The organism is Desulfofundulus sp. TPOSR (assembly GCF_011393055.1).
GTDB classification, from domain to species: domain Bacteria; phylum Bacillota; class Desulfotomaculia; order Desulfotomaculales; family Desulfovirgulaceae; genus Desulfofundulus; species Desulfofundulus kuznetsovii.
The window spans coordinates 364,165-379,576 of sequence record NZ_JAAOEF010000004.1 but is presented as its reverse complement, the minus strand read 5'-3'; the positions used below and the strand labels follow the sequence as shown (position 1 = coordinate 379,576).

Here is a 15,412-nt window from a genome sequence, read left to right as displayed (position 1 = left end):
ATAGTCATGGTTTAAACGGTTAAGGAGTGAAACTATGTCTACTGAAGATAAAATTCGTTACTTATCTGAAGAAATTAAACGATTGAAAAAAGAACGACGGGCTGTAATTTTAAGCCACGTCTATCAGCGCCCGGAGGTACAGGAAATTGCCGACTTTGTGGGGGATTCCCTGGGACTGTCCCAGCAGGCCGCCAAAACCGACGCGGAAGTCATTGTTTTTTGCGGCGTCCACTTCATGGCCGAAAGTGCGGCCATTTTGTCTCCCGACAAAATTGTGCTCCTGCCCGAGATCAAAGCCGGCTGTCCCATGGCCGATATGGTGACCGTGGAAGCCCTGAGGGAGAGGAAAAAGGAAATCCCCGGGGTCATAGTGGTCTGCTATGTGAATACCTCGGCCGCCGTTAAGGCCGAAAGCGACGTGTGCTGTACCAGTGCCAATGCGGTGAAGATCGTTTCCTCGCTGCCGGAGGATCGGCCGGTACTTTTCATCCCCGATGAGAACCTGGGGCAATACGTGGCCAGGCAAACGGGGCGGAAAATTCACCTCTGGGAGGGTTATTGCAACACCCACGACAAGCTGTTTGCTGAAGATGTGCTGGCCGCCAGGGAAGCCCATGCCAACGCTTTGGTGCTGGTTCACCCGGAATGCCGCCCGGAAGTGATTGACCTGGCTGATGCCGTGGCCAGCACCACGGGTATGATCCGCTTTGCCCGGGAAAGTGACGCCAGGGAATTTATTGTCTGTACGGAAACGGGTATTTTACACCAGTTCCGCAAGCAATGCCCGGATAAGGAGTTTTACCTGGCTTCCGATAAGTTAATTTGTCCGAACATGAAGGCCACCACCCTGGAGAAGGTGCACCGGGCACTGGTTACCCTGGAGCCGCGGGTGACGGTACCGCCGGAGATCCGGGAAAAAGCACTGCGTTCCCTGGAACGGATGCTGGCGGTGACCTGATTCCACAGGAGGGATCTACAATTGGCCGGCAGATATCTGGTCAACTTCGATACCCGGCAGCTGCCCCAGGAAAATTGGGACTATGTAATCCTGGGCAGTGGCATAGCCGGGTTGTATACTGCGTACGCAGCCAGCCGTCTCAACCGGCGGGTGGTGGTGCTGACCAAGTACACCATGGAGGATAGCAACACCGATAAGGCCCAGGGAGGTATTGCTGCCGCCCTGGGTCATTCCGATTCTCCGGCCCTGCATCTAAAGGATACCCTGGCCGCCGGGGCGGGGCTTTGTGATCCCGAGGCGGTGAGTGTGCTGGTCAATGAGGGTCCGGACCGGGTGCGGGAATTGATCGACATGGGGGCGCAGTTCGACCGGGAAAACGGTCAACTGGCCCTTACCCGGGAAGGGGCCCACAGCCGGAGGCGCATTCTCCATGCTGCCGGGGATGCCACGGGGGCGGAAATCCAGCGGGTGCTTTCCGAGCAGGCACGCCTGGCTCCAAACATTGAAGTGCGGGAAAACCATTTTGCGGTGGACCTTCTGGTACAGGATAACACCTGTTACGGCGTGCTCGCCCTGGACGGCTCCTCGGGGGAGCTCAAGGTCTTCTGGGGCAGGGCGGTGGTGCTGGCCACCGGCGGGCTGGGCCAGCTTTTTGAACACAGCACCAATCCCGCGGTGGCCACGGGGGACGGTATTGCCATGGCCTGGCGGGCCGGCGCGGAAGTGATGGACATGGAGTTCATTCAATTTCACCCCACCGTCCTGAGCCTGCCGGGAGCCCCTCCTTTTCTTATTTCCGAAGCCGTGCGGGGCGAGGGAGCTTACCTCCGGAACCGTTACGGGGAACGGTTTATGCCCCGTTATCACGAACTGGCGGAGCTGGCCCCCCGGGACGTGGTGGTGCGGGCCATGCTCAAGGAGATGGGCAGTACCGCATCAGACAGGGTTTTCCTCGACCTTTCCCACCTGGACCCGGCCATGGTCCAGCAGCGCTTCCCCACCATCAGCCGCACCTGCGCCTCTTACGGGCTGGACGTCACCAAAGACCCCATTCCCGTGGCTCCGGCGGCCCACTACATGATGGGGGGAGTAAAAACCAACCTTTATGGGGAAACCAGTATTGAGGGGCTTTACGCCTGCGGCGAGGTAGCCTGCCAGGGAGTACACGGCGCCAACCGCCTGGCCAGCAATTCCCTGCTGGACGGTCTGGTTTTCGGAGGCCGTATTGTGGAGCGGGTGAACAGCCTGCCCCCGCGACGCCATGGGCATCCGGAATTCTGCTACCGGGAGCTGGCTGATGCCCCTGAAGTGGATGCAGCTCGTTTGCGTCAGGAAATACAAAATGTGATGGGGAAATATGTGGGGCCGGTCCGTACGGCAGAAGGGCTGGAAAAGGCCCTGGCCTTCTTTGAGGATTGGTCGTATCTGGCCGGATACCGGGCCCGAAGCATAGAGGAAATGGAAGTGTGGAATATGCTTGCGGTTGGGCAGCTGGTTGCCCAGGCAGCGCTGATCCGTACGGAAAGCCGGGGAGGCCATTACCGTTTGGATTACCCCCAACCCCGGGACTTATGGCTAAAACATGTTATCCTGCGCCGCTAAGAGGTTTGGCTCATATATAATTTTAAGGATGTAATAAGGAACTGCAACTCAATTGCCTGGTCAAAGCAGGGTGCGGTTCATTCAAAGGGGGATGAGGCATGCAGAACATCGTTCTAGAAGATCTGATCGACCGGGTGCTCAAGGAGGATATAGGCACCGGCGATGTAACCACCAACAGCATCGTACCACCGGATTACACCACCATCGGGTTTATTCATGCCAAAGAACCGGGAGTGGTGGCCGGCCTGCCCGTGGCCGGGGCCGTTTTCCGCCGTCTTTCACCGCACATTTCCTTTCAAATTCGGGTGCGGGAAGGGGAAAGAGTCCAGGCCGGACAGCTCCTGGCCCGGGTGGAGGGGGAGGCCCGGGCCATTTTGAGCGGCGAGCGGGTGGCCCTGAACCTTCTGCAGCGCATGTCGGGCATTGCCACTTATACCGCCCGGCTGGTGGAACTCATCCGGGAGTTCAAGGCCAAAATAGTGGACACCCGCAAGACTACCCCCGGTTTGCGCATCCTGGAAAAGTACGCCGTGCGGGTGGGGGGTGCCCTCAACCACCGCTTTGGTCTGTACGACGCCGTTTTGATCAAGGATAACCACATCAAGGTGGCCGGGAGCATCACCCGGGCGGTAGAGCTGGCCAGGGCCAACATACCCCATACCATGAAGGTGGAAGTTGAGGTTGAAGATTTGACCGGAGTAGAAGAGGCCCTTGCCGCCGGGGCCGACATCATCATGCTGGATAACATGGATATTCCCACCATGACCAGGGCGGTGGAGCTTGCAGCCGGCCGGGCTTACCTGGAGGCTTCGGGGAGGATTAACGAGCAGAACATTGTGGAGGTTGCCCGCACGGGAGTGGACTTCATTTCCCTGGGTGCGCTTACCCATTCCGCCCGGTCGCTGGACATCAGCCTGGATGTAGGAGAAATGAAGCCCCTATAATTATAAAAATGAAAAGGGCGGCGCCCGCCCGTTGCACCGGGCAGACAGGGGGCGACCGCCGCCCGGATAGTTTGGTGGTCCTTTCAGAAAACGATAAGAGGCGGGGAGGTGGGGGCCGTGTACGATGCCTTAAAACCAATAAAGCCCAGGAAAATTTACGAGGAAATAATTGATCAGGTGAAGCAATTAATTGCCGAAGGTGTATTAAATCCCGGGGATAAGCTGATCTCGGAGAAGGAGCTGGCCGAAAAGCTCCAGGTGGGCCGTTCGGCGGTACGGGAAGCCTTCCGTGCCCTGGAAGCCATGGGAATACTGGAAATACGGCCGGGTGAGGGCACCTTTGTGCGGCGGGTGGAACCCCAGGCTCTGATCAACGTTCTCTCGCTGGTGTTAATGATGGACCGGGACACCACGGAAGAACTGATGGAATTGCGCAAAATACTGGAGGTAGAGTCGGCGGGCCTGGCCGCTTTGAGGCATACCCCGGAGGAGCTGGCCCAGATGGAGGAGGCCCTGGCCCAGATGGAAGCCGATATTAAAGCCGGGGACCTGGGGGAAAAAGCCGACTGGAAATTCCACTATGCTATAGCGGAAGCCACCCACAATTCCCTGCTGGTAGAACTGATGAACACCATTGCCGGCACCATGCAGAGAGTGCTGCGTACGGCCCGCATGCAGCTTTATATGACGCCCGGTACGCCCCAGCGCTTGTTAAACGAGCACAAGGCCATTTTCCTGGCCATTAAAGAAGGCCGGGATCAGGACGCCCGCCGGGCCATGTTCGACCACCTGGACAAGGTGGAAAAAGGCCTGCGCATTTAAGTAATCCATTCCAGGGGCTTCTGGTGGATTCGCAGGAATCGGACAATACCCGTTTCGTTGACGGGTATTATTTTTGGTCATTTTTCTGCAAGGATCCCAGCGCGGAATGGTTCCCGGATACGACCACCGCATGGTGAGGCCCCGGACAGAATATGGCCCGTTTTTACAAACCAACTCTGTAAATATCTCCCGGGCGGGGAATTTGGCAGGCATCAAAGCTCACCCCTTTCGGCCCGGGCTATTCTTTTATATGTCCGTGAAGTATGCTTCTGCGCATGCCGTGGGTTCTTCTTCTCCTGCCAGGACCTGCATTAATATCCTCGAAAAACCGATCATCTAAGCAGGAATTTCTTGCCTTTTCGAGGAAAGATATTAAAGACATATGTTACCTTCCGCACTTGCCGGTGTTTGCAGGTGTTAGGATCACAGAACGGGAAGGTAAAAGCAGTAAAGGGGGGATGGAAAAAGCGCGTGGCTGGTGGGTTTGACCGCGAAAGGCCCGCACAGCAAAAATAATTTGGGGAGGTAAGAGAAAATGCGCAGGTTGCCTTTGACTTTTCTGGTTCTTTTGCTTTTGGTCCTGGTGCCCGTTTCCCTGGTGTTTGCCCAGCCGCTGGACTGGAAAAACTTGCTGGAAGTTTTTCCGAAGACTCCCGATCCACAGGAACCCATCAACCGCGGCGCCTTTGCCGCCATGCTGGTGGAAGCGGCCGATTTACCCCTGGTTGAGGATTCCGCCCTGCCCGCCGGGGATGTTGACCCGGGCAGCTGGTATATACCTGCTCTATCCACTCTGAAACAAAAAGGGATTATGGCGGGTTATACCGACGGGACTTTGCGGCCCACCAAACCCGTTACCCGGGTGGAAGCTGCAGTGATGGTGGCCCGCACCCTGGGCTTGACCGGCACATTGCACAGGCCGGAGGTAAACAGCCCCCTGGGGTCGACGCATTGGGGAATTACCCTTTATAACTGGTTAATCGATCAGGGTTTGATTACAGGCCAATTAGATCCGGCAAAGCAACTCACTGTGGCCGAAGCTGCCGAATTATTGGCCCGCGTCTTTGGCAGCGATCCCCAGGCGGTGGCGGTAGTGGAAAAGAGCCAGCAGGCGGCGGCAAAAGTTCAAGCCATGAGTATGGAGACCGCCATTGATGTAGCTGTGAAACCAAGGGCGGGTTTAGCCGGTCAGGCGCCGGTTTTCAAGATGTCGGGACGGATGGACATGAAAATGATTCTCCCCGCTACCTGGTATATGAGCGGCCGGTTTTGCTTTGAACCCGCTGGTGCTCCCGGAACCGGTACGGGTGAAATGGAGCAGTACTATGTAGACGGCAAATTGTACCTCAAGATGCCCGACCCGGTTACCGGAAAGGCCGAGTGGGTGAAAATGAACATGCCTGAGTTAGAGGATTTAATGGCGAAACAACTGCAGTCTCAGATGGCGAGCAACGGAATGCCGCCGGAATTGAAATCCAAATTTCACTACCATCTCCTGGGTACAACCCAGAAAAACGGGCAAACGGTATACGAGATCGGCTATTACGGGCGGATTGACGACCTGGCCGCCGTCTTCAAGTTCTTTATACCCGAAGCTATGCGTTCCCAATTTTCCGGCCCTGAATTTGAGAATGCGTTAAACGAATTTGCCAAACTGATCCGCTCCGTATCATTCTGGGGCAAGGACTATATTGGCACTACCGACTACCTGCCCTACGGCGGGGACGTTACAACCGTGATGACTTTGAGCGACAAGTTTGGCGATCAGGCCATACCGGTGGAACTGGTGGAAATGCGGGTACAGATCGGGAAGTATAGCTATGGCGACGGGATCAAGATTGAACTGCCGGCTGAAGCTAAGGAAGCTAAAGAATTACCGGTGCCCCAACAGGATAACGCACTTCCCGGAACAAAATAATTGCTGGTTTGGGATGGGTTGGGTACTTCGCCCTGGCGGAGGCACCCGGCCCATTCCGGGAGATTGAAGGCTGGCCGTTGCGCTGCTTGCGATGAATCGACGGCAACACCACCACTTTAAAAAGTGGCCCGCCTGCCCCATGTCCGGAGCGGACGGGCTATAAAGCAAGAGGGCGGCAATGCGCGGACTGCTTAACGGGTATGTACTGCCGCAAATCCGGGCTATTGCAGTGGCTTCAATTTAATTTCAGTAAATCAAGTGCTTCCTGTGGTACAAAGGTGGTCACACCATTATAAACAGTCAGGCCGTTCATTTTAACCAGCTTACCGTTGATTTCGGCAAGATTTTTGTTTATCGGCAATTTTAATTTATCATTGTCCCTGGTAACCACAAACACGGGGTTGTTAGGATCACTGTCATCCCATTCCACCCTGGCGCCCCTGGCCGGGAAAGCGGTTTCTGCCAGCACGAAGAGCTTTTTGGTGGTTTCCTGTAAGTTAAGGCCCAGTATTCTCTCCATGTACTTAGCTATATCTGTGTTTTCAATCACTCCTGTGGGCCGGTCGCCGGTCGGCGAGTACACGTACAGAACCACATCTTCGCCGGTGTGGCCGTTGGTGGTCCACCCGATATGGGCCCGCTTGCTAATCATCGGTCCCACAACATAATTCAACTTGCCCGGTTTGGCCTCTTTGATTGCTTTGATTTCGTCCTCCGTCAGGTCGGTGATGCCGTAATAAGTTGCCATTACTTCTTTGATGTTGCTCCTGTCGGCGTTTAATTTTTTCTCGACGCCTTCACCGGTCAGTTTTGCCCTCTTTAAAGGTTCGATGAATGTGGAAAGGGGCAGTTCGTCGTAATTTTTGCTGGTCTCCCGGTCTCCGATGGTGATTCCACCGTTACCGTGGTCAGTTACTGCGATGACAACGGTGTGCTTATCCTTTTTGGCAAAGTCCAGGGCCACTTTTACGGCGTTGTCAAAGGCCAGGATATCGCTGATTACGCCCACCGGGTCATTGGCATGGGCGGCCCAGTCTATTTTACTTCCTTCCACCATCAGGAAGAATCCGTCCTTATCTTTAGAAAGCACCTCAATGGCTTTGCTGGTCATTTCCGCCAGGCTGGGCTGTTTTGCCGGGTCACGGTCAAAATCATAACTTAGATCTTTGGGAGCAAACATGCCCCACAACTTGTTGGAAGTGGACTTACGAAGTGCTTCCGGCGTGGTTACATAATCATAACCCAGGTCCTTGATTACCTTAATTAAGTCTTCCCTGTCTTTTCTGGCCTCGGGTGTCAGGTATTTGGAACCGCCGCCCAGCACCACGTCTATACCGCTATATACCTGTTGTTCGAGGATATCATCATAGTTGTTCCGGTCCGGGTAATGGGCGGAGAAAGCTGCCGGGGTGGCGTGGGGTATTTCACAGGTAACCACCAGTCCCGTGGCTTTTCCCGCCAGTTTTGCTGCTTCGAGGATGGTGGCCACGGGTTTCTTTTCATCGCCCCTGGCGATGGGTTGAAGGCCCGGCATGTCGGCCACGTCAGGCAAAACCGCCACGTAGCCGGTATGGGACTTAAAGCCGGTGGAGAAGGCCGTTGCCGCAGGTGCGGAGTCAGCGATGGCTGCGTCGGAGGAGTAAGTTCTCACCAGGCCGCAGGCCATTTCGTCCATGGCCAGGGGCGTACCGCCTTTATACCACCTGGCCAGAGTTGTCCCGCCGACGCTCATGCCGTCTGGGATCATGAGGATAACATTCTTTACGGCAGGTGCACTTGCCGCGCTGGCGAGGGGGACAGAAACGCTGACCAAAAGGAGCAAAACAATAACGAGGATAGCCGGGATTCTCTTCATGGTTTTGGTCATAGCGACACCTCCGGGAAAAATATTTTTGGCGTTATCTTAACAGATTTATGTTAAGCTTCAATTGATGACCAGATAACTGCTTGTTAAATATTGTTAAACAGGTGTTAAATGCCAATAGTTTGCCGGGCCGGCTTGAAACGACAGTTTCTTTTTTAGATCAACGGGAAAGCAGATTTACCGGGATGGCAGGGATGGGGGTAAAGGGGTTGCGGATGGCCGGACTACCGGAAGGGCCAGCACGTTTTGGCATGATGCGGTTCAGCAGCTCTTACTTGATATTCCAGCCGGCAGTAAACTGTACGTGCGGACAAGGAGGGGATGCTCTTGACCGAGCCTGAACGAGTGTGTATGGCGGCAGAGGAGAAATTCGCCCTGGCGCCTGCCGACCCGGAGACCACAGTTGCCCTGTTAGTGCTAACCGTTCCCCTCGGGGTCCTTTCCCTGGTGGGTGTAGCGGTCGGCATATCCGACCCGGCGGAACTGCCGGGGTTTCTGGCCTTCCTGGGCGGCGTAGTACTGGTGATAGTGTTGCTGGTGGCCGTTCTCTTCGCTTTTACGCCTACGGCTTACATCCTGGACGCGCAGGGGATAAGGATTGCCAGGCGTTTCGCCCGCCCGGTGCTCGTGCCTTACGCGCGGGTGAGAAGAGTTGCGCTGCGGCAGTTTCCCGGCCCGCCTAATATTGTTTGGCTAGGTTCATACCCGCTGCGGGGGTTCTTCGGCTATTTCGGCCGGTTCAGGGTGGAGCGCCTGGGGTGGATCAGGGTTTACGCCACGTCCTGGGATGGCGAGATGGTGGTGCTGGAGACCGACCGGGAACCGTACTTTCTTTCCCCGGCGGAGCCGCAGAAGTTCTGCGAGGTGCTGCGGACTCGGCTTTGCGGCACTGCGGCTTAGCGGTATGCTGTTCGCACGCTTCCCGCGGTGCGGACTGCAGTGGGAGATTGTCGGATGACGCGGGAATTTTGGGGAAGATTCCGGCTGACAGTTTTGGGGGAAACCGGCCCTGTCGATAATGTTCGACAGGGTTTTATTGACGCTTTTTCAGGAAGATACCTTTACCATGATGATTTTAATTATTGACATAATCAACTGCGGTACTGTACTATAATATTAATACACCAGTACATAAGTACAGTAGGGGATATAGAATGTGGTTTCGTGTGGAGCCCGGCCGGGGCGTGCCAATCTACGTGCAGTTAATGGAGCAGATCCGCCGTGCCGTGGCCAGCGGTGTCCTGGCGCCGGGGGAACAATTGCCTTCCGTGCGGGAGCTGGCCCTGCAGCTGTCTATTAACCCGAACACCGTATCCCGGGCCTACCAGGAGCTGGAGCACGAAGGCATAATTTACACCCTGCGCGGCCGGGGTACCTTTGTGGCCGCCCCCTCCCACACTCTGACCGACCGGGAGCGCCTGCGCCGGCTGAACGAAGCGGTGGAAAAATTGTTTGTGGAGGCCTACCAGCTTCGTTGCACGCCCGCGGAAGTGCTTGCCGCGGTAAAGAAAAAGGTAGCGGGTATGGGGGGCAAAGATACCCAAAAGGAGGAGATAGAGCATGACGATGAGTGAGCCGGCCGTGCTCACCCGCGGTCTCACCAAGATTTTTGGCGGGCAACCGGCTGTGGACGGTCTGGACCTGGAAGTGCCGCGGGGCAGCGTGTTTGCCCTTTTGGGTCCTAACGGGGCCGGAAAAACCACCACCATCAAACTGCTTTTGAACCTGCTCCAGCCCACCGCCGGCGAGATCCGGGTACTGGGTCTGGATGCGGCGAAAGACTCTGTAGCCGTACGCCGGAGGGTAAGCTACCAGGCCGAAACCCAGCGCTTTTACCCGAGGGTCCGGGTGGAAGAACTGTTTTGCTTATGCAAGTCCCTTTACCCGCACTGGAATACGGAAAGGGTAACTCGTTACTGCCGAATTTTTGAATTACCGCCCCATGCCCGCGTCGGCGAGCTGTCCAAGGGAAAGCTCACCCTGCTGGCCCTGGTGCTGGCTGTCGGTCCCGAGCCGGAACTCCTGCTTCTGGACGAACCGGCCACCGGCCTGGACCCGTTGCGCCGCCGCCAGGTCCTGCAACTGCTGGTGGAAGAAATGGCCGAGGGAGACCGCACCATAATCATTTCCTCGCACCAGTTGCAGGACGTGGAGCGCATTGCCGACCGGGTGGGTTTTCTCCTCCGGGGGAAACTGATCCTCTCCCGGCCTCTGGAGCAGTTGCTGGGCGAAGAAAAGAAGGTGCGTGTGCTCTTTCCCGGATCCCCTCCGGCGGATTTGCCCGGATGGCCGGGTGTAAGGCGGGTTGCCCGGGAGGGTTCGCACCTGTTGATTTCCCTGTCCGGCCACCTGGATGAGGTGCTGGGCAGGTTAAACCGCTACGAGGGCGTAGCCTTTGAGGTGCTGGACCAGACGCTGGAGGACATTTTCGTGGAGTATGCAGCAGGCGAAGAAGTTAACCGGGAGGCGGGAGAAAATGATTAGCAGGCCTCTTTTGCGGTGGGAGATACGGCGGTTGCGCTGGTGGTACTACGGGGTACTGCTCTTCTGGTTAGGCAACTTCATTTTTACCTTATGCCTCATTGTCCCCGGTCAACCGGTACCGGTACATTGGGAGCACGTGGATTTCCTGTGGTTCGGGATGTTCTGGGCAATTTTTTGGGGCGGAGGACTGTTTGTGGGGAAATTCAGGGATGGTACCATGGAGTTTCTGCTGGCCCGGCCGGTTTCCAGGCGGGAAGTTTATCACAGCATTGTCCTGGCCGGGGGCATTCCCATCGTTTTCCTGGTGATATTACCTTCTTTGTTTGCTCTTACCCTTCCTCCCTGGAAAACTTCGCATTTGTTCCCCGGCTTCCTGGCGCTCAACTTGCTGGAGTCGGTCTGGCTGATTGCCGTTTTTCTGCTCAGCGCATGTGTGTATTTGTTTACCGGCAACAGTAACCGACGGTATGCCCGCTTTATCGAGGCTTCTTTCATAGGTGCGGCTGTAGCCGTTCTTATCGAACTGCAAAAAACAAATCTACCGCAGTTGATCCAGGCTCACCCGTTAGCTTCTCTGTTGCTCAGCTTGACAGCGGTCTGCCTTTTTTACGGCCTTGGCCGCTGGCGGTTCGAAAGAATGGATATCCTGACTAACTCGGGGTAAAGCACAGGACAAGAAAGCAGGAAATATGGACGAACTAATCCTGGGGTGCTACCGGGCGAAGTCCGGCTCCAAAACGAGCGTTTAGTTTGACGGGAGAGGAATCTCGTGATGGTCCCTTTAGCGGTGGCATAGACCCGGCGCCCCCGGCGTTTAATTTTTTCTCGACGCCTTCACCGGTCAGTTTTGCCCTCTTTAAAGGCTCGATAAATGTGGAAAGGGGCAGCTCGTCATAATTTTTGCTGGTCTCCCGGTCTCCGGTGGTGATTCCACCGTTACCGTGGTCAGTTACTGCGATGACAACGGTGTGCTTATCCTTTTTGGTCAAGGGCAGTGGTGCCAGGCACTTAACTTATTAACTTATCGAGCCCCCGGGGGTACCTGGAATCCCTTTTGCGGGTATTCCGTTCAGCATTGAAGGAAGTGCAGAGCTGTTACCTTTGTCATGGTATTTTAATATTGACAAAATCAGGTGCTTTGGGAACCCATTCGTATGGGGAAAAGGATAGTTCGCCATCCCGTCAGAGTCGAGGAAGCGCCTGGGGATAGGTGAAGACAGAATCTTGAGGTGTTTCTGGCAGGTAAAGTGGCCCGCCTGCCCCATGTCCGGAGCGGACGGGCTATAAGCAAGAGGGCGGCAATGCGCGGACTGCCTTTTCAATCACTCCTGTGGGCCGGTCGCCGGTCGGCGAGTACACGTACAGAACCACATCTTCGCCGGTGTGGCCGTTGGTGGTCCACCCGATATGGGCCCGCTTGCTAATCATCGGTCCTACAACGTAATTTAACCTGCCTGGTTTGGCTTCTTTGATTGCTTTGTTTTCGTCCTCCGTCAGGTCGGTGATGCCGTAATAAGTTGAATATGGCAGGGAATGGGGTAAAGGGGTTGCGGATAGCCGGCAGGCCGGGAGATTAAAGAAAATTTAACCGGAAATTTGCATTTTTTCGGGGAAAAGTAATAATGCCTTAAACTTGCTGTTATATGTTTGTATTAAAAAGTTCGGGTGAGTGGCCGTGATCTCCGGGATAATCAAGGGTTGGGAAGCCGCCTCCAGGTTCTTTTCTTTTCCCGGCTTTAAAAGAAGGACCATATTCCGGAGCCACAGCCTGAAGGACCCCGGCCTGGCCGGAAAGGTTCGGGAAAACCTCCAAAAGTCAAGGCCGGTGGTGCTCCTTTATTTTGACCTGGTGAAATTCCACGAGGTGGAGCAGGTGAGCGGCTTTCAGGCTGCCTCGAAGATCCTGGCCATGTTTAAAAAAAGCCTGGAAAGAGAAATACCTGAAATTTTCCCCGGTATCGAAATCCTTGCCGTGGAAAATCTCTGGGGTGACGACTTTGTCGTCCTGATGGCGATGGAAGGCAGGCCGGAGTACGGTGAGCTGCAGAAAATAGCTGTTACTTCCCGCATTGGCATCGGGGAAAGGATAAAGCAGGAGTATTTGAAAATTACCGGTCGGGAACCGGACATCCACGTGGGGTACGCCGTCCTCAGTTTTAAGGCGGAAAACGTGGAGAGCCAGCTTTATACGGCGCTGCGCGAGGCCCAGGGGATGGCCAGGGGGTCCATCAGTCTGGAGACGGCCATGCTCTTATCCGAGTTCAGGGAAATTCTCGACCAGGCCCGGTTTGAGATCGTCTACCAGCCCATAGTTTCCCTGCGTTCCGGCGGTATCCTGGGCTGGGAGGCCCTGACCAGGGGGCCCCGGGAGAGCTATTTCCGCAGCCCTGATATTATTTTTTCATTTGCTGAGAAAGCCGGGCTGCTCTATCCCCTGGAAAGGGTCTGCCGCCGGCTGGCCCTGGAAAACCTCGGGGACCTGGGGCCGGACCAGAAGCTATTTCTGAACATCCACCCCCGCACCATCAGCGACCCCCATTTCGTCAGAGGAGAGACCATGAGGCTGATCGGGGAGATGGGCCTCAAACCTTCCAGTATCGTGTTTGAAATTACCGAGCGGCACTGCATCAAGGACTTTCCCAATTTTAACAAAACCCTGGAACATTACCGCAGCCAGGGCTATATGGTGGCCGTGGACGATGTCGGCTCCGGATTTTCCTCCCTGCAGTCCATTGCGGAAATCAGGCCCGACTTCATTAAAATAGACATGTCCCTGGTCAGGGACATCAACCTTAACTCTATCAAGCGGGTCCTGCTGGAGACATTTATAAACTTTGCCGAAAAAATCGGCTGCGCCATTATTGCCGAGGGCATTGAGACCGGGGAGGAACTGACCACCCTTGCCAATATCGGCGCCCACTACGGCCAGGGCTACTTCCTGGGCAGGCCGGTATTCCCGAAAGCCTATCTGGATGAGACTGTGGAGGTTAAGGTGCTCCGGCTGGCTTCCAGCGGGCGCAACAGGGCCTGGAAGCATGCCTTCCCGGTAGGAGAAATCGCGGAAAACGCCGTAAGTGTCCGCAAAGACTGTCTGGTTCGCGAAGTTAAGAAAATACTGGAAGAAAATGACCTGCTTGATGGAGTGGTGGTGGTAGAAGAGGGAAAACCCGTGGGGTTGGTGATGCGCTACCGCCTGGACCGCTACCTGGGGATGCAGTACGGGGTACCCCTGTATTTCGATCGCCCGATAACATCGCTGATGGACACTTCTCCCCTGGTGGTGGAGGAAGACACTCCCATTGAAATAGTCTCCCAGGTTGCCATGAACCGGAACAGGCTCAAGCTCTACGACTATATCATTGTTACAAGAAATCAGCTGTTAAAAGGGGTTGTATCGGTCCAGACTTTACTTGATACCATGACCAGAATCCGGCTGGAAATAGCCAGGGGCGCCAACCCGCTGACCGGATTACCGGGGAATATAGCCATCGAGCAGGAACTGTCCAGGCGGGCCAGGGAAAATGAGGACTGCGCGGTGATCTACCTGGACCTGGACCATTTCAAGTCTTATAACGACAGGTACGGCTTTGAAAGCGGTGACCGGGTGATTTTGTTTACCGCCGCTCTCCTGAGCAGTGTCGTAAAAAAGTTCGGCGCCAGAAATGATTTCATCGGCCACATCGGGGGCGATGACTTTATCATCATAACCGTTCCGGAAAAGGCAGAGATTTTATGCGCAAGAATTGCCCGGTATTTCGACCGGCTGATCCGCCGCTTTTACGACCCGGAGGACCGTGCGGCGGGAGGAATACGCGGCTGCGACCGGAGCGGCGGGGAGACTTTTTTCCCTTTAATTTCTATATCCATGGCCATTGTTGAATGCACTGGCCACGATTGCCTGTACGACCAGAAAAAATTTTCGGAAAAGGCGGCTCAGCTCAAACGCTACGCCAAGTCCCTGCCGGGTAGCGTTTACGTAAAAGACCGCAGGTCCAGCAGTGGTGCCAGGCACTTAACTTATTAACTTATCGAGCCCCCCGGAGGTACCTGGAAAAATAGGTTTTCTGAACGCTTTGGTTGTGATCGTCGCCGCATAAAAAAGGATTTACGACCTTCACCTTGCCATAATACTGCCCGGGGTTCAGGTCTTCGGACCAGATCACTCTGCAATCCAGTGCCTCAGCGCTGCGAATAATCATCGCGTCCCAAAAGGATATGGCGTACCTCTGTTGAATCCTGATGGCCTCCAGCACGTCACAGGCATCCGGCGTATGCACCCGCCAGTTCGACAGATACTCAATGATCCGTGATGCCGTTTCCGGCGCAAGCGGCTTGCGGACCTTTTGCGTTACCGTCACGTAGAATTCCTGCAGCACCTGCACGCTGAGGCAGCCGTTGCCCGACTGCCAGAGTTCTGCGACCAGAGCTTTAGCCAGGGCGTGCTTTTCCCCGGCCGAGGTATCGTGGGCATAAACCAGCACGTTGGTATCCACAAACTGCCGGTCGCCATTTTTACCGGTCATGAAGATCGCCCCTGGTCCACGTGGCGTTTCCCTTCGTCGCCAGGTCAAGCTCGTCCAGCATGGCCAGGTGGTACTCCTTTGCCCTGCGGTACTCGTCTTCCCTGCGCGTGAGTTCCTCGAGCAGGTGGGTGAGAAGACCGGAGAGCGAGGTCCCCCGCTCAATAGCGATATGTTTCGCCCGGCGCAGCACTTCCTTAGGTAGCGAAAGGGTAACATTCTGGTACTCCACATGCTCCACCTCCACGTAACTGAGTGTATCACCTATTTGCGTGATAAATCAAGTCGTCCGGCATAATT

General features: G+C 55.5%; 14 protein-coding genes. 10 read left to right on the top strand and 4 right to left on the bottom strand.

Going from position 1 to position 15,412, the window contains the following annotated elements:
• Positions 1-34 precede the first annotated feature (34 nt).
• The 5 genes from nadA (at position 35) to G7K71_RS17585 (ending at position 6,244) form a co-directional block, all read left to right on the top strand.
• Positions 35-958 (top strand): quinolinate synthase NadA, encoded by a 924-nt coding sequence (gene nadA, locus G7K71_RS17605; RefSeq protein ID WP_166349234.1) that lies wholly within the window; start codon positions 35-37, stop codon positions 956-958.
• A 21-nt stretch (positions 959-979) separates the two neighbouring features.
• Positions 980-2,560 carry an L-aspartate oxidase gene (gene nadB, locus G7K71_RS17600; RefSeq protein WP_166349230.1) on the top strand — a complete coding sequence of 527 codons (1,581 nt, stop codon included), beginning with the start codon at positions 980-982 and terminating at the stop codon, positions 2,558-2,560.
• 98 nt (positions 2,561-2,658) lie between these two features.
• Positions 2,659-3,504, top strand: coding sequence for a carboxylating nicotinate-nucleotide diphosphorylase (gene nadC / locus G7K71_RS17595; RefSeq protein ID WP_013824222.1), 846 nt, complete (start codon positions 2,659-2,661; stop codon positions 3,502-3,504).
• 117 nt (positions 3,505-3,621) lie between these two features.
• Positions 3,622-4,326, top strand: a complete 705-nt coding sequence (locus G7K71_RS17590) for a FadR/GntR family transcriptional regulator (protein WP_013824221.1) — start codon at positions 3,622-3,624, stop codon at positions 4,324-4,326.
• A 535-nt stretch (positions 4,327-4,861) separates the two neighbouring features.
• Positions 4,862-6,244 (top strand): S-layer homology domain-containing protein, encoded by a 1,383-nt coding sequence (locus tag G7K71_RS17585; RefSeq protein ID WP_166349227.1) that lies wholly within the window; start codon positions 4,862-4,864, stop codon positions 6,242-6,244.
• 235 nt (positions 6,245-6,479) lie between these two features.
• Here the strand turns inward: G7K71_RS17585 and G7K71_RS17580 are convergent, their stop codons facing one another.
• Positions 6,480-8,111: an alkaline phosphatase gene (locus G7K71_RS17580; protein ID WP_166349224.1), complete on the bottom strand. Its 1,632-nt coding sequence runs from the start codon at positions 8,109-8,111 to the stop codon at positions 6,480-6,482.
• Between the two features lie 324 nt (positions 8,112-8,435).
• Here G7K71_RS17580 and G7K71_RS17575 point away from each other — a divergent pair, with 324 nt between their 5' ends.
• The 4 genes from G7K71_RS17575 (at position 8,436) to G7K71_RS17560 (ending at position 11,256) form a co-directional block, all read left to right on the top strand.
• Complete coding sequence (locus G7K71_RS17575; RefSeq protein ID WP_166349221.1) at positions 8,436-9,008, top strand: PH domain-containing protein; 573 nt, start codon at positions 8,436-8,438, stop codon at positions 9,006-9,008.
• 254 nt (positions 9,009-9,262) lie between these two features.
• A complete protein-coding gene (locus G7K71_RS17570) occupies positions 9,263-9,682 on the top strand; it encodes a GntR family transcriptional regulator (RefSeq protein WP_166349218.1) in 420 nt (139 codons plus the stop codon).
• Positions 9,669-10,592, top strand: a complete 924-nt coding sequence (locus tag G7K71_RS17565; RefSeq protein ID WP_166349215.1) for an ABC transporter ATP-binding protein — start codon at positions 9,669-9,671, stop codon at positions 10,590-10,592. Before G7K71_RS17570 ends, G7K71_RS17565 begins: the two co-directional genes overlap by 14 nt.
• On the top strand, positions 10,585-11,256 hold the full coding sequence (locus G7K71_RS17560) for a hypothetical protein (RefSeq protein ID WP_166349212.1): 672 nt from the start codon (positions 10,585-10,587) through the stop codon (positions 11,254-11,256). The genes G7K71_RS17565 and G7K71_RS17560 overlap by 8 nt, the downstream gene beginning before the upstream one ends.
• A 617-nt stretch (positions 11,257-11,873) precedes the next feature.
• Here the strand turns inward: G7K71_RS17560 and G7K71_RS19640 are convergent.
• Entirely contained in the window at positions 11,874-12,065 is a 192-nt protein-coding gene (locus G7K71_RS19640; protein ID WP_395858289.1) for a hypothetical protein, read from the bottom strand.
• A 196-nt stretch (positions 12,066-12,261) separates the two neighbouring features.
• On the opposite strand from G7K71_RS19640, the gene G7K71_RS17545 reads away from it, so the two are divergent.
• The gene (locus G7K71_RS17545; protein WP_313885025.1) at positions 12,262-14,616 is read left to right on the top strand and encodes a GGDEF domain-containing protein; all 2,355 of its coding nucleotides are present in this window, start codon (positions 12,262-12,264) and stop codon (positions 14,614-14,616) included.
• 1 nt (position 14,617) lies between these two features.
• On the opposite strand, the gene G7K71_RS17540 is transcribed toward G7K71_RS17545, so the two are convergent.
• Positions 14,618-15,115 (bottom strand): PIN domain-containing protein, encoded by a 498-nt coding sequence (locus tag G7K71_RS17540; RefSeq protein ID WP_166349209.1) that lies wholly within the window; start codon positions 15,113-15,115, stop codon positions 14,618-14,620.
• Complete coding sequence (locus tag G7K71_RS17535; RefSeq protein WP_166349206.1) at positions 15,105-15,344, bottom strand: DUF6364 family protein; 240 nt, start codon at positions 15,342-15,344, stop codon at positions 15,105-15,107. Before G7K71_RS17535 ends, G7K71_RS17540 begins: the two co-directional genes overlap by 11 nt.
• Positions 15,345-15,412 lie beyond the last annotated feature (68 nt).

Bases quoted from the DNA above. Each gene is read 5' to 3' on its own strand.
- G7K71_RS17580 (WP_166349224.1), bottom strand. From the start codon at position 8,111: ATGACCAAAACCATGAAGAGAATCCCGGCTATCCTCGTTATTGTTTTG.
- G7K71_RS17585 (WP_166349227.1), top strand. From the start codon at position 4,862: ATGCGCAGGTTGCCTTTGACTTTTCTGGTTCTTTTGCTTTTGGTCCTG.
- G7K71_RS17560 (WP_166349212.1), top strand. From the start codon at position 10,585: ATGATTAGCAGGCCTCTTTTGCGGTGGGAGATACGGCGGTTGCGCTGG.
- G7K71_RS17565 (WP_166349215.1), top strand. From the start codon at position 9,669: ATGACGATGAGTGAGCCGGCCGTGCTCACCCGCGGTCTCACCAAGATT.
- G7K71_RS17570 (WP_166349218.1), top strand. From the start codon at position 9,263: ATGTGGTTTCGTGTGGAGCCCGGCCGGGGCGTGCCAATCTACGTGCAG.
- nadA (WP_166349234.1), top strand. From the start codon at position 35: ATGTCTACTGAAGATAAAATTCGTTACTTATCTGAAGAAATTAAACGA.
- nadC (WP_013824222.1), top strand. From the start codon at position 2,659: ATGCAGAACATCGTTCTAGAAGATCTGATCGACCGGGTGCTCAAGGAG.
- G7K71_RS17540 (WP_166349209.1), bottom strand. From the start codon at position 15,115: ATGACCGGTAAAAATGGCGACCGGCAGTTTGTGGATACCAACGTGCTG.